Raw genomic sequence first — 20574 nt, forward strand, 5'->3', positions numbered from 1 at the left:
TACGCGCCCTGCGCTGTCTCGGCGAACGCGGGTTCGCCCTGCTCAAAGGCCGCTGGCGGATCCTCCAGCACATCACCGCCAGCCCCAGCGCAATCGGCGACATCGCACGCGCCGCTCTTGTCCTCACGCATTTCGAGCACAACTACCTACCGGCAATTCGCTGAGATCACGTCAGTGCCTCGCGGTAGAAGTGCAGAGCCTCGTCGCGACGCGCCTCGCGCTCCAGGCAATTGGCAATGTTATTGAGTGCCACAGCCTCGTTCTGACGCCAGCCTGCCTCTCGCAGAATGACGAGCGCCTCCCTGAAGAGCCCGAGCGCGCTTCGATAATCGCCATGGCTGAAATGCAGCTCGCCCAGGTTGTTCAGAATCATTGCCTTTGTGGCGACATCGCCTGTCTCGCTCACGATCTCGAGTGAGTTCTCGAAGGCAGCCATCGCCTCCTCGGCACGTCCAAGGTACGACAAGGCGATTCCCCAATGCAGCAGCGCATTGCCTTCGCCATGCCGGTCCCCGATCGCGCGAAACAAGGTGAGTGCCTTCTCCGCGTAGCCCAGGGCCTCCCGGTTGCGGCCGGAGAGCCAGGACACGCGGGCGAGGTGATCCAGCGTGTCCGCCTCTCCGCGGCGGTCGCCCATTGCTCGAAAGGTGTCGAGGCCTCTGCCGGCGTGCTCGAAGGCTGCGTCGTAATGACTCATGCGGCTACGTACCAGACTGAGTTCGAGATCCACGCGCGCCTCACCCTCGCGATCACCTGTTTCCTGGCAGGTGCGACGGGCCAGTTCGTGAACGCGGGCGGCGTCCTCCCAGTGCGCCGAGCGTTCCAGATACGTCGCGACGGCATGCGAAAGCTGGATCGCGTGCGTGGGATGGCCGTTCTCGGCGGCGTAGTGAATGCACATCAGTAAGTTGGACCGCTCGGCACGCAACCATTCGGCGGCTGAGCGCGGCCTGTCGATGAGCGTCAGATCGGGCCTGTGGGCGACGGTCACACCGGCGCGGCGCCTGTACGGATAGAGAGCACGGTCGGCCTGGTCAGCGGCGTACAGGTAAAAGTCGAGCAGCCGGTGGACGGCTCGCTCCAGTTCCTTCGGAGTCTCCTCCTCAGTGGCACGTTCCCGGGCGTATGCCCGCAGGAGATCGTGAAAGCGCACCCGGCCGGAATCCGGCTCTTCCACGAGATGACGATCGATCAGCTCTTCCAGGGCATGTTCCGCCCGAGCGGGATCGCATCCGATCAGGGCGGCGGCTGCGCCGACCGAGAGGTCGGCTCCAACGTGCAGCCCGAGACGACGAAAGGCCTCCCGCCGTTCGGACGACAATTCCCTGTACGACAGTTCGAACGCGGTGAGGAGGTCGCTGTCCCCCGCATACATCTCGGCCAGCCGGTCTTTGGACCGCGACAGCTTCACCACCAGGTCACCGACGCCTCGAGCCGGCCGGTGGCGAAGCCTGTTCGCCATGATCGTGACCGCGAGCGGCAGATGACCGCAAAGGCGGACTAGCTGGTTGACGTCGCCGGAATCGAGCCGTCGATCCTGACCGACGATCCGGCGGAAGAGTAGTGCTGCCTCAAGCGGCATGAGCGCGTCCAGCGACAGCGGCCTTGCCCCCTCCAATCCGGCGAGCCGCCGCCGGCTCGTGATCAGCACGAGGCAACCGGCTCCGCCCGGCAGAAACGGTCTCACTTGGTCGGCACCCGCTGCATCGTCGAGCACGATCAACATCCGGCGGTTGGCGAGCCGCGCGCGCCACAATGCGGCACGCGGCTCCAACGCCTCGGGGATCCGCTGTGGATCCTCTCCCAGAAGCCGTAACAGGGCCTCGAGGCCTTGGGCGGGATCAATCGGCGGTTGATGGGGATCGTGGGCGCGAAGATGGAGATACCACCGTCCGTCCGGATAGCGGTCCGCGAGCTCATGAGCCACGTGGACAGCGAGCGCCGTCTTACCGACGCCGGCCATTCCGTCAATGGCTCTGATCATCACTGTTGCAGGGGAACGCTCCAGTTCCTCGTACAGTTGGCTCAGCTCCGTCTCTCGCCCGGTGAAGTCAGGAATGTCGCGGGGCAGGTTGTCGGCGAGAGGTCCCGCGTGGCCCCGGGGACGTTTGGGCGACGCGGCCAGGTCGGTGTCGCCGCGCAGTATGCGCTCGTACGTTCGGCGGAGAGAGGGCCCCGGCTCGGCACCGAGGTCTTCGACGAGGCGATGACTTGCCCGGTGATAGGCCTCCAGTGCCTCGCCCTGACGCCCGCAGCGATAAAGGGCGACCATCAAGTGTTCGACGAACGACTCGTCGTAGGGATATTGGTGAATGAGACCATACAGCTCGCCGACCAGGTCGGCATGGTGGCCCGTGTCGAGTTCCATGGCGAGCCGCAAACCGACCGCGGCGCGATGCTCGCTCTCCAGGCTCGTCCGCAGCTTGGTCACCCATTCTCCGGACAAGCCGGAAAGTGGATCGCCGCGCCAGAGTTTCTCCGCCGCCCGGAGTAGCCGCAGCGCATCTTCCTGATCCCCACTGTCCGAGATGGCTCGTGCTTGTGCGGTCAGGCGGCGAAATCGATGCAGATCGGTCGTTTGCGGGTCGATTTCCAGCACGTAAGCGCCTGAACGAGAGCTCAGCCGTACCGCGGTGTCGCCGGATCGCCGGTTCAAACGACCGCGTAAGCGTGCGATATAGCTATGGATACTCTCGCGCGCCTTCGACGGCGGTGTGTCGTCCCAGACCCGGTTGATCAAAGTTTCGATGGACACGGGCTGTCCAGGAGTCAGAAGCAGCACGGCGAGCACGTGCCGTTCCTTGGCCGAGCCGAGCTCACATGCCTCTCCGTCGGCCCAGGCCTCCACGGAGCCGAGTATTCGGAACTCCATGAATGTCCTTCCAGAGATCAGAGGGCCCTCGCCGCCAGTTTCTCGCAGAGCTGGTTAACGGTCCATATGTCATCCGTTACCTGACTTCTCCGCTTCACGGTTGTTGCAAGGTTCTGTCCAGGGATCCGAGGGATTCTCGGATTGTGCCGTTGAACGGGGATTACGGCCAGGCGAATGCGGCGATGCGAACCGCACACAGCTGACAGGGGGTCGACAGTCCGATGTCGTGTTCAGAGGATTACCGCGTGCCAGTCGGGCCGGATGCGCCGCGCTGGGTGACACGTCGCAGCCGGAAAACCGTGTTGGCAGTCGTCCACACGGTCACCTCGGGGCAACGCTTGCTGGACGTCGCCCGCCTTCTCGCCGCCGACCTCCGGGTCCAGGTGGTCTTCACGATCGCTCCCGACGTTTTCAGTAATGGCGTGACCGAATTGCTCCGGCGTATCGGCGTCGTCGTCCTGCCGTGGCACCTGGCCGTCCGCGAGCAATTCGACCTCGCCATCTGCGCCGCCTACGGGGGGATCGAGAGCGTCCGCGCACCGCTCGTGGTGATCCCCCACGGGGCCGGTTACAACAAGCTGGTCAGCCGGCGGCTGGGCGGCGGAGCAGTCGCGGCCCGAGGCTTGTACGGACTCAGTGCTCAGGAACTCGTCCGGGACGGCACAGTGATCCCGTCAGCTATCGTGCTGGCCCACAACGCCGAACGTCAGCGGCTGGCGAGAAGCTGCCCAGAGGCTGTCGGGGTTGCCGCAATCATCGGGGACGCCTCCCATGATCGGTTGATCGCCAGCTCCCATGAGCGACACGCCTATCGACGTGCCCTCGGAGTCACGGACGAGCATGAACTCGTGGTGGTGACCTCCACCTGGGGATCCAACTCGCTCTTCGGCAGACACGCAGGATTGCTCCGGCGGATGCTCACCGAGCTTCCCCGCGACCGATACCGCATCGCCGCCCTTCTCCACCCGAACATCTGGTTCGGTCACGGCATCTGGCAGGTCCGCAGCTGGCTGGCCGACTGTCTGCGGGACGAACTGGCGTTGGTACCGCCCGAGGCGGATTGGCGAGGTGTCCTCGTCGCCGCCGATCACGTGGTGGGTGATCACGGTTCAGCCGCGGTGTACGGCACTGTCTGCGGTGCCCCGGTCTCACTGGTGGGCGATGCGGTGGGCGACGTGGATCCGGAGTCCGCCAGCGGACTGCTGGCGTCGTCGGCACCCCGGTTGCGACTCGATCAGCCCTTGCCGGCCCAGCTGCGCTGGGCGGCCGCGCATCACCATCCGGGACGGCATGCCGCGGTCGTGGAACGGCTCACCTCGGCTCCAGGCCGCTTCGACCGGAACATGCGGCGGCTGATGTACCGGCTGATGCGGCTGCCGCAGCCGCTCATCCTGCCGCGAGCCGATCCAGTCCCCCCACCGTTTCTGCTCAGTTCGCCCGACCATACGGCCTGCGAGGAGAGAAGATGAGCAGCTCGATAGTCGTAGCGGGTGTCACCAGCCTGTACATGGCCATGCCCGTGATGGACTTTCCGCTGCCCTACGTACGGGAGCAGTTTCCCGAGTGGATGAGGGCCGAGGTGTCCGGAGCGGCGTGCCATATCGCCAGCACCCTCCATTCCCTCGGCGACGAAGCCCGCCTCTGCACTCTCGTAGGGCAGGATCCGGCGGGAGAGGCGATCGGCACGGCGCTCCGTGCCCGAGGGTTGTGGGGTCCGGGGGTAGTGACGGCGCCACGATCCTCCCTCGGCGTTGTGCTGGTAGCCCCGGATGGGCAGTGTTCGGGCCACCCGTATGTCGCAGCCGTCAACGCCCTGGAATATCCCACTGAGATGTTCCGTCGCCTAGCCCGTGGCGCCGACCTCGCCGTGCTCACCAACACCTCGTTCGTCCGGCCCCTGCTGGGAAGCGCGCGCGAAGAAGGTGTGCCGATCGCGGTCGACGTCCATCTGATCACGGACGTGGACGACGCGTACAACCGGCCTTGGCTGGAGGTCGCCGACATCATCTTCTGCAGCCACGAGCGGCTGCCCTGCTCTCCAAAACAGTGGGTGGCGCAGATCTTCCGTCGTTACCCCGGCTGCACGGTCGCGGCCGTTGGCCTCGGCGAGCGGGGGTGCGTCATGGGGCTGCCCGACGGGGCCCTGGTCGAGGTCTCGGCCGTCGCGCCACGCGGCGTCGTGAGTACCGCAGGGGCAGGAGACGCCCTCTTCGCGTCGTTCCTGCACAGCTGGCTCGCCACGCGAAATCCCGTGTCGGCGCTCCAGGACGCGGTGCTTCACGCCGGTTGGAAGATAGGCAGCACCTTCCCCAGCGCGGCCTCGTTGACGGCCACGGAGGTGGCTCGGCTGCGGAAAAGCCACTCTGTCGTCACGCTTCTCAATCGCTGGGACACCGGCACTTAGGAGGGGCGTCATGGCCGCGAGCCATCCGACAACCCGCCGCCGAGGGCATCGGCGAGTTGGACATCGTCGGGGTCGCGGCGGCCATCACCAACGCGATCTACCACGCCACCGGCACGCGCGTCAGGACCCTCCCCGTCGCGCCGGGCAAGTTGCTCCTATAGGCACCGTCACAGGTATCGCGTTAATGACGGAACCGACCCCTCCTACGATTGCCAAAGGACTGAGTGGCGCCGATGGGAGTCCGGAGGATGCACGGTCCCGGCAGGCTCGAAACTGAGATCATGGATCGCCTGTGGTTGCGTGGGCACCCCGCAGCAGTCCGTTAGGTGTTCGAGACCTGCGGCAGGGGAGGACCATCGCCTACACCACGGTCATGACCGTGATGGACAACCTCCACAAGAAGGGTTTGCTGCACCGCCAGCTGCCGGCGTTCGCCGTCGCCGTGCCCACCTCCGTGGTGGGTCACGTCGCAGCACACCGAAGCCCTGTCGCTCCTCGGCAAACACGACCTCGACCTCGACGCGCTCGTGTGGATCACGACGAGCGGCCGGCGTGCTGCCTGCCCGGCCGGAACGGGCACGCGGTCATCACCACCGGCGCGCTGCGCTCGCTCGCCGGCCGCCCGTCGCTGCCGTTCCTTCCGGGTTACTACGATGGTTGATAGTAGGTAGTTGTAGACTTGCGGCATGACGTTCGCGGGACAGCGGCTGCGCATGGGTGCCGTCGGGGTGGCGTTGGGCATCGCGCTGACAGGCTGCGGCCAGTCGGCGCAGGAGCCGGGCGGAACGACCGATGCGGATGTGGGCATGGGACACGTGCACGGGCTCGGCATCGACCCGGCCGATGGAGCCCTCTACGTCGCGGGCCACCATGGCCTGTTCAAGGTCGCCTCCCCCACGACGGTCACCCGGGTCGCCGACCGCGATCAGGACCACATGGGCTTCACCATCATGGGACCCAAGACGTTCCTGGCCAGCGGGCACCCCTCAGCGGAGGACGTCTCACCGGAACGACCGCCGCACCTCGGCCTCATCAAGTCGACGGATTCCGGGCTCACCTGGAAGACGGTCTCGGAAGACGGTTCGGCCGACTTTCACTCCATCCAACCCGCCGGCGACAACCTGTACGCCTACGACAGCCAGACCTCGAAGGTCTGGCGAAGCATCGACGGCGGCGGCACCTGGACCCAGGGCACCGTGGAGAAGGTGATCGACCTCGGGGCGAGCGCCGAGGAGTCGTCCCGCATCTACGCCACGACACCCGACGGGCTGAAGGTCAGCGAGGACGGCGGGCTGAACTACAACGACCTCACCAAGGCCCCCTTGCTCAGTCACATTGACGTCCTGCCAGGCGAAATCCTCGTGGGCGCGGCAGCCGATGGCCAAGTCCACATCAGCCGGGACTCCGGCAAGACCTGGTCGATCGCCGGAAAGCTGCCCGGCCAGGCGGCCGCGTTCACCGCCGTGGACCGCCAGCGTCTGCTGGCGGCCATGGAGGACGGCACGGTGCTGGAATCCAAGGACGGCGGCAAGACCTTCGCCACAGCTTTCTCACCCACCTGATGAGAACGTCGGCGACCGGGCCGATCCCCTCATGCGCGTACCAGCCTGGCGATGGCGTCGCCGGCCTCCTTGACCTTCGCCGCGGCCTCCGGGCCGCCCTCTCGGGTGGCTTCGGCGACGCAGTGGGCCGGCTGCTCCTCCAGCAGGGCCAGGGAGAACGACTTCAGCGCGCTGGTCGCCGCGAACACCTGCGTCAGGATGTCGATGCAGTAGGTGTCCTCCTCGACCATGCGCTGCAGGCCACGGATCTGGCCCTCGACGCGGCGCAGCCGTGTGAGGTGGTCTTTCTTGCTCTGGATGTGCCCGGCCATGCCCCGCCCTCCATCGGCCCACCGCCACCCCTCCGCCGTATGTGCGCCCGGCGCGATTCCGCAGCCGGCCGAAGCCACGGGGCCGGACTCGATTCAGGCCCCGGACAACTCGCGTCCCGAACTGCGGCAACCCAGCAATGAAGGATGGCTCCACGCCGTTCGGCGTGGAGCCATCCCTGTGTGGTGCTAGTTGAAGCGGCGTAGCCGCAGGCTGTTGCTGACCACGAAGACGCTGGAGAACGCCATCGCCGCGCCCGCGATCATCGGGTTGAGCAGGCCCATCGCGGCCAGCGGCAGGGCGGCCACGTTGTAGGCGAACGCCCAGAACAGGTTGCCCTTGATCGTGGCGAGCGTGCGGCGGGACAGCCGGATGGCATCGGCGGCCACCCGCAGGTCGCCGCGGACCAGGGTCAGATCGCTGGCCTCGATCGCGGCATCGGTGCCGGTGCCCATGGCCAGCCCCAGATCGGCCTGGGCCAGCGCGGCGGCGTCGTTGACCCCATCGCCCACCATGGCCACCACCTTGCCCTCGCCCTGCAGCCGCTTGACCACCTCCACCTTGTCGGCGGGCAGCACCTCGGCGATGACCTCGTCGATGCCCACCTCGGCCGCGACGGTCCTGGCCACCGCCTCGTTGTCACCGGTCAGCAGCACCGGCGACAGACCGAGCGCACGCAACTGCGCGATGGCCTCCTTGCTGGTCGGCTTGACCGCATCGGCCACCACCAGCACCGCCCGCGCCCGGCCGTCCCAGCCGACCGCGACCGCGGTACGGCCGGCCGCCTGAGCCTGGTGCAGTTCCCGCTCCAGATCCGCCGGCAGGTGCTGCGACCACTCCGCCAGCAGCCGGGGACGGCCGACCAGCACGGCGTGGCCGTCCACGATGCCCTGCACGCCGAGGCCCTCGACGTTGGCGAAGTCCTCCACGACGGCATCGGATGCGGCCGCGCGGGCAATGGCCTGGCCGATCGGGTGCTCCGAGGCGTGCTCCAGCGCCCCCGCCAGGCGCAGCACCTCTTCCCGGCTCTCCCCCTCGGCCACGTGCACGGCCGCCAGCGCCATCCGGCCCTCGGTGACCGTGCCGGTCTTGTCCAGCACCACCGTGTCGATCCGGCGGGTGGACTCCAGCACCTCAGGACCCTTGATCAGAATGCCGAGCTGAGCGCCACGCCCGGTGCCGACCAGCAACGCGGTCGGGGTGGCCAGACCCAGCGCGCACGGGCAGGCGATGATCAACACCGCCACCGCCGCGGTGAACGCCGCGCCCACCCCGTCACCGGTACCGAGCCAGAATCCCAGTGTGCCCAGGGCCAGCGCGATCACGATCGGCACGAAAATCCCGGAGATGCGGTCGGCCAGCCGCTGCGCCTGCGCCTTGCCGGTCTGCGCCTCCTCCACCAGCTTGGCCATCTGGGCGAGCTGGGTGTCGGCGCCGACCCGGGTCGCCCGGACGATCAGCCGGCCGCCCGCGTTCACGGTCGCGCCGGTGACCGCGTCGCCCGCGCCGACCTCGACCGGCACGGACTCGCCGGTGAGCATCGAGGCGTCCACCGCCGAGGAGCCCTCCTCGACCACACCGTCCGTGGCGATCTTCTCCCCCGGCCGGACCACGAACCGGTCCCCCGCCTTGAGCTGATCGACGGGCACCCGCCGGCCGTCGGCCAGCTCCACGTCCTTGGCGCCCAGCTCCAGCAGCGCCCGCAGCGCGGCGCCGGCACGCCGCTTGGAGCGCGCCTCGAAGTATCGTCCGGCCAGGATGAACGCCGTCACCGCCGCGGCCGTCTCCAGGTAGATGTTGCCGGAGCCATCGCTGCGCTCGATGGTGAACGCGAACGGGTGCGTCATACCCGGCGTGCCGGCCGTACCGAAGAACAGCGCCCACAACGACCAGCCCAGCGCGGCCAGCGTACCGACCGAGATCAGCGTGTCCATCGTCGCGGCGCCGTGCCGCAGGTTGGTCCAGGCGGCCTTGTGGAACGGCCAGCCCGCGTACGCCACCACCGGGGCGGCCAGCGTCAGCGACAACCACTGCCAGTTGGTGAACTGCAACGCCGGAATCATCGCCATCGCGACCACCGGCACCGACAGCACCACCGAGGTGATCAGACGCTGGCGCAGCGGCCGGAGCTCGTCCTCCGGCTCCCGCTCGACGGTATCGGTCTCGGTCTTGGGCGGGGCGGGCAGCGCGGCTGTGTAGCCGGCCTTCTCGACCTCGGCGATCAGCTGCTGCGGGTCGACGCCTTCGGCGAAGGTGACCTTCGCCTTCTCGGTGGCGTAGTTGACCGTCGCGCTCACCCCGTCCAGCTTGTTCAGCTTGCGCTCGATGCGGTTGGCGCACGAGGCGCAGGTCATGCCGCCGATCGAGAGCTCGACCGCGTTCTGCCGGTCATCGGTGACCTGGGACATCACCCTTCTCCTTCCTCTCGCTCAGTGGCCGTGGCCGTCATCGGCGTGCCCATCGGATGTGGGCGTGGGGGTGGGTGTGGCCTCGGGGATGGCCGGTCGCTCGCCCGCGCCCAGAGTGAAGTCCGCGGTACGGACCTTCCCCTCGTGCTGGAAGTCGAGGAACAGCCGGTAGTCGCCGGTGCTCGGCACCTCGGCGTAGAAGACGATCTCGGGGCCCGCCACGGTCTTGCCGTCGCCGGGCTCCCCGTCCGGGTGCACGTGCAGGTAGGCCAGATCCCGGGCGCGCAGGGCCACCAGGTGGCCGTAGGCGCCGAGGTAGGGCTGCAGGTCGGTGACCGGCTTGCCGTCCCTGCTCACCTTCAGGGTGAGCTTGCTGGACTGCCCCGGCGTCAGCTCGCCGTCCAGGCTGACGGTGTATCCGTCGACCTTCGCGGTGCGGCTCTGCTTGGGCAGCGCCTCCGGCCGGTAGCCGCCGGTCGCGACCAGGTCGGCGCCCAGCGTGAGGGCGCTGCCGCCGGTGGGCGCGAAGTCGGCGAAGACCCGGTACGCGCCCGCGCTGGGCAAGGTCAGCTTGACCGACCAGACGCCGTCGGGCGCCATCTCCGGGTGCACGTGCCGGAACGTCCCAAGGTCGCGGGAGGCGACGATGAGGTGCAACTTCTTGTCGTGCTCAACCTGGTAGTCGGTGACGGCTTTGTTGTCGGGGCCGGTCACCGAGAAGCGGAAGTCGGTGGGCTCGCCGGGCTTGAGCGTCGTGGTGAGTGGATTGAGGGTGTAGCCGTTCTCGGACACTTGGAGCCCCCCGGGGGTATCGTTCTCCGCCGGCTGGGCGCCATGCTCATCGCCGTGCGCCGGGCTCGCGACGGGGACCGCCATCGCGGCGTGGTCCTCGGCCGGGGGCGACCCGACCGGCCCCACCACCTTGCCCACGCCCAGTGCGCCGCCGAACACCACGGCCAGCCCCAAAACGTAAGAACCAAGCTTGGTCGCGGTGTTCACTGCTTCGCCACCTCGTAACCGGCCTCCTCCACCGCGGCGACAATCTTCGCCGGGTCAACCGGGCCGTCGCTGTCCACGGTCAGCAACCCGCTCGCCAGATCCACCTCGACATGGGTGACACCGGCCACGTCGCCGACCTCTTCCCTGACCGAACTGACGCAGTGGCCGCAGGTCATGCCCTTGACGGTGTAGGTGACGGTGGTGCTCATGGCGGTCTCTCCTTCACTCAAGAACGGACAAGTCTGGCGATGGCGTCGGAGGCTTCCTTGACCTTGGCGTCGGCCTCCGGGCCGCCCTTCTGGGTGGCCTCGGCGACGCAGTGGGCCAGGTGCTGCTCCAGCAACGACAGGGAGAACGACTTCAGCGCGCTGGTCGCCGCCGACACCTGCGTCAGGATGTCGATGCAGTACTTGTCGTCCTCGACCATCCGCTGCAACCCGCGGACCTGCCCCTCGATCCGGCGCAACCGCATCGCGTGGTCCTGCTTGGTGCCGCTGTATCCGGCCATGTCCACCCCTCTCCCCTGTCGATCGCTCAGAACAACACCATACCCCCCTACCGTATTCCCTGCAACGGAAGGCAGTGCCCTGCTGCCGACGTCGCGAGCCCGGTTCGATCTGGGGCCGGTCCCGCTGGTCCTGATCGTGGCCGTCCACTCGATCTCGTCATCGGTCAGACAGCCGATCTTCGGCGCGTTGGCGGAGGATCGCAGCCTGCGCCTCGTCGGGGCGGCGGGCGTGCTGCTGGCCTCGTTGTTCCTCAGCCTGCTCAGCGTCGCGCCCCCTGGTGGCGGGAGGTTCGACCGCGCCGGATCGGGCCCTCGACGTGGTGCGGTTCACGGCTGACGAGGATGATCGGGTTCGCCCTCGGGGCCGTGCTGGTTCTCGCCATCGTCTCGGCCTCCAGCATCGACGCCACCCCGTGGCTGATGACACCGGGCATCGTGCTCGCCGCCCTGGCGTTCGTGCTGCTGCCCGACTGGGAGCCGCATGAACGCAGGCCGCGTTCTGCTGTACGGAATGGATCGGCCGGGAGCGGGCCGGCAAGTTTTCGAGCTGATCCGGCTGTCACAGATCCCCGTGCCGCCTTGTCGTTATCGAGGAAAGCCCACACAACCGCACAACGTGAGGTCCCCATCATGAGTAGCGAAAACTCCAATGCGACTCCGCCGCCGACGGTGGAGATCCTCGCATCGGTCCCGAACACGCCGATCCCTGACAATGCCGTGGCGACGACCGTCCTGATCACTCTGCCGCCCGGCAGCCCGGGCAACCCGCCGCACCGCCACACCGGCCCCGGGTTCGGATACGTGGTCAAAGGCGAGATGATCTTCGAGCTGGAGGGCGAACCGGAGCGCGTCATCAAGGCCGGAGAGACGTTCTGGGAGCCGGGCGGCGACGTCATCCACTACCAGGGCGGCAACAACCTCCCGGACGCCGAGACCGTATACCTCGCCACGCTGCTCGGTGTGCCCGGGCAGCCGGTGGTCATACCGGTGAGCGCGGAAGAGCTCGAGGCGCGTCGGGACCGCCGGGCACCTCGCCCGTGACGACCAGCGGGGGGAGGCCGGCCGCGTACCGGCCTTCCCCCCGCCAGGCCCAAGCGGAACGCCCAAGCTGTCACCCGCCGACCACGGGGCTTCCCTCAAGATCGGATTACCGTGGTCATCGAGCGCCCGCCCGGCGCACGACCGTGGCAGCCATGGCACTCCGGCCAGGTGAGCACACGCCTTCGCTGACCTGACAGCCTGGCGCGTCCTGACCAAGGCCCGCATGCACGTCACACGCGACCAGGATTCTGCGCGACACCCACGCCACGACGTTCGACGTCTTTGAGCGGCCCGCCGTCCGAGAGGCAGAGGCGTCATCCGCTATCAGCCGTAGTACGTCGCGTGGATGGCGCAAGTTGCCCGGAACTGGGGGATAACCTCCTCGCTTTCTGTACTATTTCGCCCCAGGTTCGGATACTTACGAGGAGGCATCGTAGTGGCCGTGTGGACGAGGCTCGGGCGAGCAGCGGTAGCCGCAGCGTTAGCCTTGATCGCACTGGCCGCGACCCCCGGCGACGCTTTCGCCGATCCGTCACCGGCCAAGGTCCGGGCCAAACTGGTGAAGCTGAACGAACAGGCCGATCAGCTCGTTGAGCGGTACAACCAGGCGAACGAGGCGTACAAGACGGCCAAGAAGAAGTACGAGACCCTCAACACCGAGCTCAGCCGCAAGGACGCCCAAGCGAAGGTTCTCCGCGAAGAACTCACCGCGATAGCGATCAACGGCTACCAGAACGGCCCGCTCACGGGCTGGCAGGGGTTCGCCTTCCAGGGCGACCCGGGAACGGCCTTGAGCAGCATGGCCGCTCTCGAGCAGTTGGCACAGGACAGGGCGGCCAAGATACGTGCCTACGAGGCGACCACGAAGGAGTTGCGGGATCGACGTGCCGAGGCCGAACAAGTCCTGTCGGAGACCGACGACGCACGCGACAGGGTGCGCGGCGAGAAGGCGAAGGTGGACAAGCTGGTCGACGAACAGACCAAGCTCCTGCGACGGCTGGGCACCTTCCAGGCGGGCGACCCCAACAGCCCTGGCATCCAATACACCGGCCCGGCCTCGGGCAACGCCCGCCTCGCGCTCCAGTTCGCCTTCGGGCAGGTCGGCAAACCGTACCGATACGGCGGCACCGGGCCCGGCTCCTATGACTGCTCCGGCCTCACCCAGGCCGCCTGGCGCACCGGCGGGGTCGAATTGCCCCGGACGACCTGGACCCAATGGGCCTGGGGTGCCGGCCGACGCGTGCCCCTGAACGCGCTGCAGCCTGGGGACCTGCTCTTCAGCAAGGGACTGGGACACATGGGCATGTACGCCGGCAACGGGAAGATGGTGCACGCTCCTCAGACCGGAGACATCATCAAGGTGGTCGACCTCGACGACTACTGGCGCAACCGCCTGCTCGGCGCTGTTCGTCCCTGAGCGGACCGCCGATGCCCCTGGCATGTGGTGCCCGGCAGGCCGCCAGTGCCGGCGAGTGGTAGAAATACACCACACTGGCCAGCGCGCCGGAGGGAGACTGCATGCGAATCCTGGACGTGCGTCGCAGCGAGGGCACCTTTGCCCTGCTCGTCCCAGCCGCACATCCGGACGCGAAGACCGTCAGTGTGGACATTTCCCGTGATGCGGCAAGCCGATGGCTCGGCGAGCGCCGCGAGAGTGGGGTACGGGCCGGCCCCGGCAGAAGAGACGCCCCCGGCTTCGACGGCCGTCCCCGCCACGCGGATCCGGACGACTCCCTCGGCAGGTGCCTGCGAGCGCGGCACAGGACCTACCTTAACTACGATCATGGCTAGTAGAGCTTCGTTCCAGCTCCGCGGCAGCACCCGCCCCCGACGATCCGGGTATCGGCCGCATCCACGGGCTGGGTGTCGATCCGGGGGACGGGGTCCTCTGCCCGGCAGGCCATTACGGCCTGTCCAAGGCCACCTGATCGGTGGCCACCCCGACGACCCGCAGGCCACCGACCCGCGCCTGGGCCTCATCCACGGCAGCGACGCCGAACGCACGCGGGCGACCGTGTCCGAGAGCGACGCCGAGCTGGACCGTAGCTACGCGACCATCCTGCGCGGGCCGCGGGTGAGCACGGACGTCTTCCGCCCGGCAGCCCCATGAGCGCTCCCCGGCCCAACCCCCGTCGTAGGTCCGGCGGCTTCATGAGCGTCCTGCGCTCGCCGCTCGTGCTCATCCTGGCCACCGTCGTCATCATCGCGGCGCTCGCCTACGTCGTCCCCGCCATCGCGCTCGCCGGGAAGGTCCCTCCCGGCACCCGGGTGAACGGCATCGATATCGGCGGGCTGCCATCCGAATCCGCTCGCGCCCGCCTCGAAGAGGGCCTGAGCGGGCGGTTGACGCAGCCAATGACGCTGATCGCGGCGAACAAGCGGAAACAGCTCACGCCCGCAGAGCTGGGGCTGGGCTTCGACACGCAGGCGACGGTCGCGGCCGCGATGGAGGGCGCCACCACGCCGGTGGGCATCGCCCGCTCCCTCTTCGGCACCCGGCAGATCCGTCCCGTGGTCACCGTGGACGACAAGCGGCTCGCCGCCGGACTCGCCGGCCTGGCCAAGTCCGTGGACAAGAAGCCGGTGGAGGGCGGCATCCGTTACCAGGGGCTGGAACCGCGAGCCACACTGCCGAAGCCCGGCCGGACGCTGGATCGCGACGGGTCGGCGCAGGCCGTACGGGCCGCCTTCGTGGCCGGCCTCACCTCCGCCGAACTGGACGTTCAGGTGGCGCCACCCGCCCTTACCGCCGCCGAGGTCCGTCGCGTCGCCGCGAGCACCGCGCGCACGGCGGTCGCGGCTCCTGTCACGGTCGCCAGCGGCGGCAAGGAAGCCACCGTGTCGAGAGAGCAGCTGGCCGCCGGCCTCCGCTTCGTCTCCGACGGCAAGGGCGGCCTGCGGCCCTCCTTCAACGCCTCCGACGTCACCCCGGCCCTGGCCAAGGCCCTGGTGAGCACTCCGCCGAAGGACGCCTCCTTCAAGATCGTCAATGGCCGGCCACTGGTCATCCCCTCCCGAGCGGGCCGTGGCGCCGAGGTCGAGGCGCTCGGTCCGGCGATCAACGAGGCCGTGACGGCAGACGACCGGCGCGTCGAGCTGCCCGCGGTGGCGCGGCAACCGCGGGTGACCACCGCCGAGGCGAAGAAGCTGGGCGTCAAGCAGAAGGTCAGCTCGTACACCACCCAGCACCCCTGCTGCGCCCCGCGCGTGACCAACATCCACCGCATCGCCGATATCGTGGACGGCTACGTGGTACAGCCCGGGGAGACGTTCTCGCTCAACGGCGTGGTCGGCCGGCGGGACAGGGCGCGTGGGTTCGTCGAGGCGCCGATGATCCTCAACAACCGGTTCGTCAACGACGTCGGTGGCGGCGTCTCACAGTTCGCCACCACCATGTTCAACGCCGTCTTCTTCGGCGGCTTCGAAGACGTCCAGCATCGTGCCCACCAGTTCTACATCTCCCGCTACCCGGCCGGTCGCGAGTCCACGGTCTCGTATCCGCAACCGGACTTCCGCTGGCGCAACGACTCGAAGTACGGGGTGCTCATCAAGACGTCGTACACCGGCACCTCCATCACCGTGGATTTCTGGAGCACCAAGCGCTACGAGATCGAATCGCAGAGTTCCGGGCGCTACAACGTCAAGCCCGTCACGGAGCTCACCGACTCCGATCCTGAGTGCATCCCCATGGAGGGCGCGGAGGGGTTCGCCATCGACGTGTGGCGCATCTTCAAGAAGGACGGGAAAGTCCTCCGCAAGCAGCGCTTCCACACCGTGTACGACGTCGAGCCCCGCCTTACCTGCACGAAGTCCTAGGTCGACGATCTCGGACAGTTGAGCTGCACGGCAGGTGAGATGGCCTCATCGGTGTGGTCGGCCGGGAGGACGGACCGGGAAGGGGCTCCGGGGAGCGCCCGGTGTCTGTAACTCGCTGCGTGCTGTTCGCTCTATTCGATGGCCGGTGTCTCCCCCCGAGCGTCGCGAGGCGGTTGGCCCGCCCTGCCATGCGCGGCTTTGAGGGCCTGGAGCTCGCGATGCAGTGCCTGGATCGCGACCAGAGCGACGCCGTTGGCGTCGATGCAGCTGATGGCCGTGTCGGTGCCGCCCAGCCCGAACGCGGCCCACCAGTCCTGGGCCATCGGGCCCAGATGACGTACGTGCTCGTCATCCCAGCTGTAGCGCCAGGTACTGATGGGCAGCGCGACGACCTTGGCCAGGACCTCGTCGCCGTCGAGGGGACGGTCGCCGTCGGCCGGCGCGGGAGTGGGCCGCGATGGTGGGCTCAACGCCATGCCACCGGCGTGATCGCCGTCTTCAGGTTCCGGTCGGACGCCCGCATCTTCGTGCCTTCCGCCGAACCGTGCCGGCGGTCGAGGTGGACGACCTGCCCGGAGGTGCTGCCGAGCCAGACTCCCGGCTCGCCGAGCTGGGCGGAGTAGGTGACGCTGCTGCCGTTGGCGCCGGTGACGGTGACGTCGGCGCGGCTCAGATGCCAGTCGTCGTCGGGGACGTCGGGCGGTGGGGTGAAGCGCACGTAGACGGGGTGGTCGATCAGGTCGCCGAGGGTGCGCCGGGGGCGGCGCGGGTCGTTCCAGTCGGGCTTGACGACGTTGCCGCCCTCGCCGAGGACATAGGTGTCCGCGGAGTCTCTCTGCTGGTCGGTGACGTCTGATCGGGCCAGGCCGAACTCGCGCCCCGCGATGCCGAGGCTGATGGACGCGCGGTCGTTGGAGACGCCGCCCTGCGTGCCGTCGTCGGGATCGTCGCCGCCGGTGGCCAGGTAGACGGAGATGCTGGTGATGAGTTCGTCGCTGTGCCGGGGGTCGGATGACATGATGCAGTTCCTCCCATGTCACTTATCGTGGTTTATTGACTACTAATTGTTATTCCACGTGGTTGACATGGGGCACATGTCCTCAAGGTGCTCTTGCCCTTGCCTTCAGGAGAGAGTCACTTGGGCAGGGCGACGCCTACCGGCACCTCGGGACGACCGCCGGCGGGTTCTCTAACCGTCGATGATGCGATCGAGCCAGTCGCCCAGCAGTTGGCCCTCGGAGGGGCTGAGGACCTTCAGGTCCGGGAGGGCGGCCCTGAGGGCGATGGCGCCGGACACGACGTCGTCCCCGGTACGGGAAGATCCGGTCGGGGCGGGTTCGGTGATCGCGTGGATGACCGACTCGCGGACGATCCGGGCGGCGTCCATGTCGCGTTCGGCCTCCGGTGTCGCGATCAAGGCGAGCGTGGTGCCGCGGCCCGCCGCGTGGATCACGCGCGCCGCCCGTTGCTCCGGGACGCGGAGCCGACCGGCCAGGGCGACACGGTGCACCAGCCCGGCGAGGACCTCCGCGGCCTGCTTCGCCCCGTCGGGCTCGGCACCCGGTCGTGGGCTCCCGTAGATCAGCGAGTACAGAGCGGGCTCGGCGAGGCCGAACCAGATGTGCAGATCCCAACCGCGCCGCAGGTCCTCCACGGGGTCGCCGCTGGGTGTGATGCCGCGTTTCTCGGCGAGGTACGACATGAGCCCTCGTCCGGCGACGGCATCCAGAAGGCCCTGCTTGTCACCGAACAGCCGGTACAGGATCGGCGCCTGCACGCCGGCGGCCTTACAGACGGCCCTGGTCGAGACGGCGTCCCTTCCCGCACGCGCCAGCAGGTCCGCCGCAACGTCGAGGATCGCCTCCCGCTTGTCCATGCTCGCCGTCATTTATCGATGATAACAGATGTTCGTCACCATGGATAACATTTCTGATAACGCCATCTTGTTATCGATGTATTATCGATGCTAACTTTAAATTGTTAGCGCTTGTAGCGAGGAGGGTGTTCATGAGTACCGGATCACGGGTCGCCATCGTCACCGGTGGGTCGCGGGGGATCGGCCGCGCCGTCGCCGCCAGGCTCGCCGCGGCAGGCCAGGACGTCGCCGTCGTCTACGCGTCCCATGCCAAGGAGGCGGACGCCGCCGTCGGCGAGATCGAGGCGGCCGGCACCCGCGGGATCGCGCTGCGGGCCGACGTGGCCGACGAGGATGCGGTCGCCGCCGCCTTCGACGCCGTGGAGCAGCACCTCGGCCCTGTCGACGTCGTGGTCAACGCAGCGGGTGTGATGGCGCTGCAGCCGACCCGCGAGCTGGACCTGGCCGAGTTGGACCGGCAGTTGCGCGTCAACGTACGGGGCACGTTCGTCATGGCGAGGAGGGCCGCGCGGCGGATCCGCCCCGGCGGCGCCATCGTCGCCGTCTCCACCAGCGTCACCCGCCTGCACCTCCCGACCTACGGCGCGTATGCCGCGACCAAGGGGGCGGTGGAGGCCCTCGTCCCGATCCTCGCCAAGGAGCTCGGCGACCGCGACGTCACGGTCAACGCGGTGGCGCCGGGCCCCACAGCCACGGAGCTGTTCTTCGACGGCAAGTCGCAGCAGGTCATCGACCGGATCGCCGCGCTGAGCCCGATGAACCGGCTCGGCACCCCGCAGGACGTCGCAGAGGTCGTCGCCTTCCTGGCCGGCCCCGGCCGGTGGGTCAACGGCCAGATCGTGTTCGCCAATGGCGGCGCCGCCTGACCCCGCGCTCGGCCATAGAGAAGGGGATCCCCCATCGGACGGTTCGCCACGTAGCGGCCCGGGTGGGGACTGCGTGCCGTCCCCCCGCCCGGCGCGCCCGACCGACATGAAGGAAAGATCCGCCATGCTTCTCATCCCACGTACCGGCGGCCGCCTCAGCGCCGTCGCCGCTCTCCTCTGCGCCCTGGTTCCGCTGTCCGCGTGTACGAATCCGGAACCCCGCGCGTCACAGAACAGCACAGCGCGGGATACGCGCGGCCTGGTCCCCGGCGAGGTCACCGAGATCGCCCGCGGCCTGACCATGCCCTGGGGCCTGACGTTCCTCCCGGACGGCTCCGCCCTGGTGTCCGAGCGGTCGTCGGCACGGATCCTGCACGTCAGGCAGGGCCGCGATCCCGCGCCGATCGGCACGGTTCCCGGCGTCGAGGTGAGCGCCGAGGGCGGTCTCCTCGGGCTGGCAGCCTCACCGTCTTTCGACAGCGACCGCACCGTCTACGCCTATGTGTCGGCCTCGCCCACCAACCGCGTCGTGGCGCTGCGCCTCACCCCCGACCTGCGCTCCCTGCGCCAGGACCGGGTGGTCCTGGACGGCATCGCGACCGCCGACCGCCATCACGGCGGGCGCCTGCGCTTCGGGCCGGACGGCAACCTCTGGATCGGCACCGGCGACGCCTTCTCGCCCGAGAACGCGGCCGACGACGAGTCGCTGAACGGCAAGATCCTGCGGATCCGCCCCGACGGATCCGTACCGCCGGACAACCCCTCGGGGACCGCCGTCTACTCCAGCGGCCATCGCAACGTGCAGGGCATCGCGTTCGGCCCCGACGGCACCGCCTACGCGTCCGAACTCGGTCACCGCGCCTGGGACGAGCTGAACGTCCTGCGCCCGGGACGCGACTACGGATGGCCCGAGTCCGAGGGCCGGAACGGCTCGCACGGCGAACGGCCGCTCTTCACCATCCATCCCGACGACGCCTCGCCGTCCGGCATCGCCATCGCGGGCGGGGCCGTCTGGATGGGCGCGCTCGGGGGGCAGCGGCTCTGGCGCCTGCCCGTCGACGGCCCGCGGGCGGACGGCGACCCCGTCGCCTACTTCGCCCAGCGCTACGGACGGATCCGCACGGTGGAGCCGGCACCCGACGACTCTCTGTGGATCACGACCTCCAACACCGACGGAGCGACGTGGGGCGGCACCGCCGCCCGGCCGGGCGACGATCGGATCCTCCGCGTCGAGCTCGTCCGGCCCACCTCCTGATCCGTCCTCATCACCGGAGCCGCCACCCGCATCGGCGACCTCACCGCCCGGGCCCGGCACACCGCGACGCCAGGCACGGGGTAGGGGCCGGCCAACCTGCGAAAATAACTCTATGAATTGAGTCAACTACGTTGTGTAATGGAGGCGTCGCAGAGCGAGACCTACAACATCGGAGGTTCCCCCATGCCACGCATCCCCGCCAAGATCATCGCTGCACTCGTATCGGTCGCCATGCTCAGCCTCTCCGCCGCCACCCCCGCCCATGCGGCCGGGCCGGCCTACTTCGAGTTCACCGACACCAACGGCTACCCGCGGTTCGTCTTCCAGCTCACCGATCAAGCCAAGATCGCGCACGCGCGCCGGATCCTCAGTGGCGAGGAAACGCAGCGCATCCACGTCCACGGCCGGATCCTCAAGAGGACCGTCGCGTACAACCCCCGGTGGAGCTACCACCTGCAGCCTGAGACGATCGACTTCTTCGAGATGGCCATCGAGGTCTGCGACTCCAGCATGCAATACCTTGAGGACCATCTGGACGAGGCCGGCGGCGCGTTCCTGCCCGGGGGGCACTGGTGCCCGTGGAGCTCCCGGCTGGTCCGTGAGGTTCCCATCTCCTAGAGCCTGCTGACGCCACGACCCCCCGGGGATCCCTGGGGGG

20 protein-coding genes and 1 pseudogene are annotated in these 20574 nt (G+C 68.5%); 12 read left to right on the forward strand and 9 right to left on the reverse strand.

Annotation, left to right across the window (positions count from 1 at the left end; translation table 11 throughout):
* A pseudogene (locus ACTWPW_RS53615) lies at window positions 1-164 on the forward strand (IS5/IS1182 family transposase); the annotation flags it as partial.
* A gap of 2 nt (window positions 165-166) precedes the next feature.
* Here ACTWPW_RS53615 and ACTWPW_RS53620 read toward each other — a convergent pair.
* Window positions 167-2848 carry a BTAD domain-containing putative transcriptional regulator gene (locus ACTWPW_RS53620; protein WP_443173512.1) on the reverse strand — a complete coding sequence of 894 codons (2682 nt, stop codon included), beginning with the start codon at window positions 2846-2848 and terminating at the stop codon, window positions 167-169.
* A gap of 269 nt (window positions 2849-3117) precedes the next feature.
* Between ACTWPW_RS53620 and ACTWPW_RS53625 the strand changes: the two genes are divergently transcribed.
* The 4 genes from ACTWPW_RS53625 (at window position 3118) to ACTWPW_RS53640 (ending at window position 6838) form a co-directional block, all read left to right on the forward strand.
* The gene (locus tag ACTWPW_RS53625) at window positions 3118-4341 is read left to right on the forward strand and encodes a hypothetical protein (RefSeq protein ID WP_375110608.1); all 1224 of its coding nucleotides are present in this window, start codon (window positions 3118-3120) and stop codon (window positions 4339-4341) included.
* The gene (locus tag ACTWPW_RS53630; protein WP_375110607.1) at window positions 4338-5276 is read left to right on the forward strand and encodes a carbohydrate kinase family protein; all 939 of its coding nucleotides are present in this window, start codon (window positions 4338-4340) and stop codon (window positions 5274-5276) included. The genes ACTWPW_RS53625 and ACTWPW_RS53630 overlap by 4 nt, the downstream gene beginning before the upstream one ends.
* A 373-nt stretch (window positions 5277-5649) precedes the next feature.
* Window positions 5650-5937, forward strand: coding sequence for a hypothetical protein (locus tag ACTWPW_RS53635; protein ID WP_375110605.1), 288 nt, complete (start codon window positions 5650-5652; stop codon window positions 5935-5937).
* Between the two features lie 73 nt (window positions 5938-6010).
* Complete coding sequence (locus tag ACTWPW_RS53640) at window positions 6011-6838, forward strand: F510_1955 family glycosylhydrolase (RefSeq protein WP_443173513.1); 828 nt, start codon at window positions 6011-6013, stop codon at window positions 6836-6838.
* Window positions 6839-6867: 29 nt separating this feature from the next.
* Here ACTWPW_RS53640 and ACTWPW_RS53645 read toward each other — a convergent pair whose 3' ends face one another.
* The 5 genes from ACTWPW_RS53645 to ACTWPW_RS53665 all read right to left on the reverse strand — a co-directional run bounded on the left by ACTWPW_RS53645 (window position 6868) and on the right by ACTWPW_RS53665 (window position 11062).
* Window positions 6868-7149, reverse strand: a complete 282-nt coding sequence (locus ACTWPW_RS53645) for a metal-sensitive transcriptional regulator (RefSeq protein ID WP_443173514.1) — start codon at window positions 7147-7149, stop codon at window positions 6868-6870.
* Window positions 7150-7335: 186 nt separating this feature from the next.
* Entirely contained in the window at window positions 7336-9555 is a 2220-nt protein-coding gene (locus tag ACTWPW_RS53650; protein ID WP_443173515.1) for a heavy metal translocating P-type ATPase, read from the reverse strand.
* 21 nt (window positions 9556-9576) lie between these two features.
* Window positions 9577-10554, reverse strand: a complete 978-nt coding sequence (locus ACTWPW_RS53655) for a hypothetical protein (protein WP_443173516.1) — start codon at window positions 10552-10554, stop codon at window positions 9577-9579.
* Complete coding sequence (locus tag ACTWPW_RS53660; protein WP_375110599.1) at window positions 10551-10763, reverse strand: heavy-metal-associated domain-containing protein; 213 nt, start codon at window positions 10761-10763, stop codon at window positions 10551-10553. The genes ACTWPW_RS53655 and ACTWPW_RS53660 overlap by 4 nt, the downstream gene beginning before the upstream one ends.
* 17 nt (window positions 10764-10780) lie before the next feature.
* Window positions 10781-11062 (reverse strand): metal-sensitive transcriptional regulator, encoded by a 282-nt coding sequence (locus tag ACTWPW_RS53665; protein ID WP_375110598.1) that lies wholly within the window; start codon window positions 11060-11062, stop codon window positions 10781-10783.
* A gap of 187 nt (window positions 11063-11249) precedes the next feature.
* Here ACTWPW_RS53665 and ACTWPW_RS53670 point away from each other — a divergent pair, with 187 nt between their 5' ends.
* From ACTWPW_RS53670 to ACTWPW_RS53685, 4 genes are all read left to right on the forward strand, one after another.
* On the forward strand, window positions 11250-11399 hold the full coding sequence (locus ACTWPW_RS53670; protein WP_375110597.1) for a hypothetical protein: 150 nt from the start codon (window positions 11250-11252) through the stop codon (window positions 11397-11399).
* Between the two features lie 5 nt (window positions 11400-11404).
* A complete protein-coding gene (locus ACTWPW_RS53675; RefSeq protein WP_443173517.1) occupies window positions 11405-12103 on the forward strand; it encodes a cupin domain-containing protein in 699 nt (232 codons plus the stop codon).
* Window positions 12104-12539: 436 nt separating this feature from the next.
* A complete protein-coding gene (locus ACTWPW_RS53680; RefSeq protein ID WP_375110595.1) occupies window positions 12540-13520 on the forward strand; it encodes a C40 family peptidase in 981 nt (326 codons plus the stop codon).
* Window positions 13521-14254: 734 nt separating this feature from the next.
* Window positions 14255-15919: a VanW family protein gene (locus ACTWPW_RS53685; RefSeq protein WP_443173518.1), complete on the forward strand. Its 1665-nt coding sequence runs from the start codon at window positions 14255-14257 to the stop codon at window positions 15917-15919.
* A gap of 131 nt (window positions 15920-16050) precedes the next feature.
* Here ACTWPW_RS53685 and ACTWPW_RS53690 read toward each other — a convergent pair whose 3' ends face one another.
* The 3 genes from ACTWPW_RS53690 to ACTWPW_RS53700 form a co-directional block, all read right to left on the reverse strand.
* Window positions 16051-16395: a tail fiber domain-containing protein gene (locus tag ACTWPW_RS53690; protein ID WP_443173519.1), complete on the reverse strand. Its 345-nt coding sequence runs from the start codon at window positions 16393-16395 to the stop codon at window positions 16051-16053.
* Window positions 16386-16937 carry a hypothetical protein gene (locus ACTWPW_RS53695; protein ID WP_443173520.1) on the reverse strand — a complete coding sequence of 184 codons (552 nt, stop codon included), beginning with the start codon at window positions 16935-16937 and terminating at the stop codon, window positions 16386-16388. The genes ACTWPW_RS53690 and ACTWPW_RS53695 overlap by 10 nt, the downstream gene beginning before the upstream one ends.
* A gap of 171 nt (window positions 16938-17108) precedes the next feature.
* Window positions 17109-17807, reverse strand: coding sequence for a TetR/AcrR family transcriptional regulator (locus tag ACTWPW_RS53700; RefSeq protein WP_375110591.1), 699 nt, complete (start codon window positions 17805-17807; stop codon window positions 17109-17111).
* A 119-nt stretch (window positions 17808-17926) separates the two neighbouring features.
* Between ACTWPW_RS53700 and ACTWPW_RS53705 the strand changes: the two genes are divergently transcribed.
* From ACTWPW_RS53705 to ACTWPW_RS53715, 3 genes are all read left to right on the forward strand, one after another.
* Window positions 17927-18661 (forward strand): SDR family oxidoreductase, encoded by a 735-nt coding sequence (locus ACTWPW_RS53705; RefSeq protein ID WP_375110590.1) that lies wholly within the window; start codon window positions 17927-17929, stop codon window positions 18659-18661.
* Between the two features lie 124 nt (window positions 18662-18785).
* Window positions 18786-19916, forward strand: a complete 1131-nt coding sequence (locus ACTWPW_RS53710; RefSeq protein WP_443173521.1) for a PQQ-dependent sugar dehydrogenase — start codon at window positions 18786-18788, stop codon at window positions 19914-19916.
* A gap of 183 nt (window positions 19917-20099) precedes the next feature.
* The gene (locus ACTWPW_RS53715) at window positions 20100-20534 is read left to right on the forward strand and encodes a BP74-related protein (protein WP_443173522.1); all 435 of its coding nucleotides are present in this window, start codon (window positions 20100-20102) and stop codon (window positions 20532-20534) included.
* Window positions 20535-20574: the final 40 nt, after the last annotated feature.

Source organism: Nonomuraea sp. KM90 (genome assembly GCF_052246675.1).
GTDB lineage: Bacteria > Actinomycetota > Actinomycetes > Streptosporangiales > Streptosporangiaceae > Nonomuraea.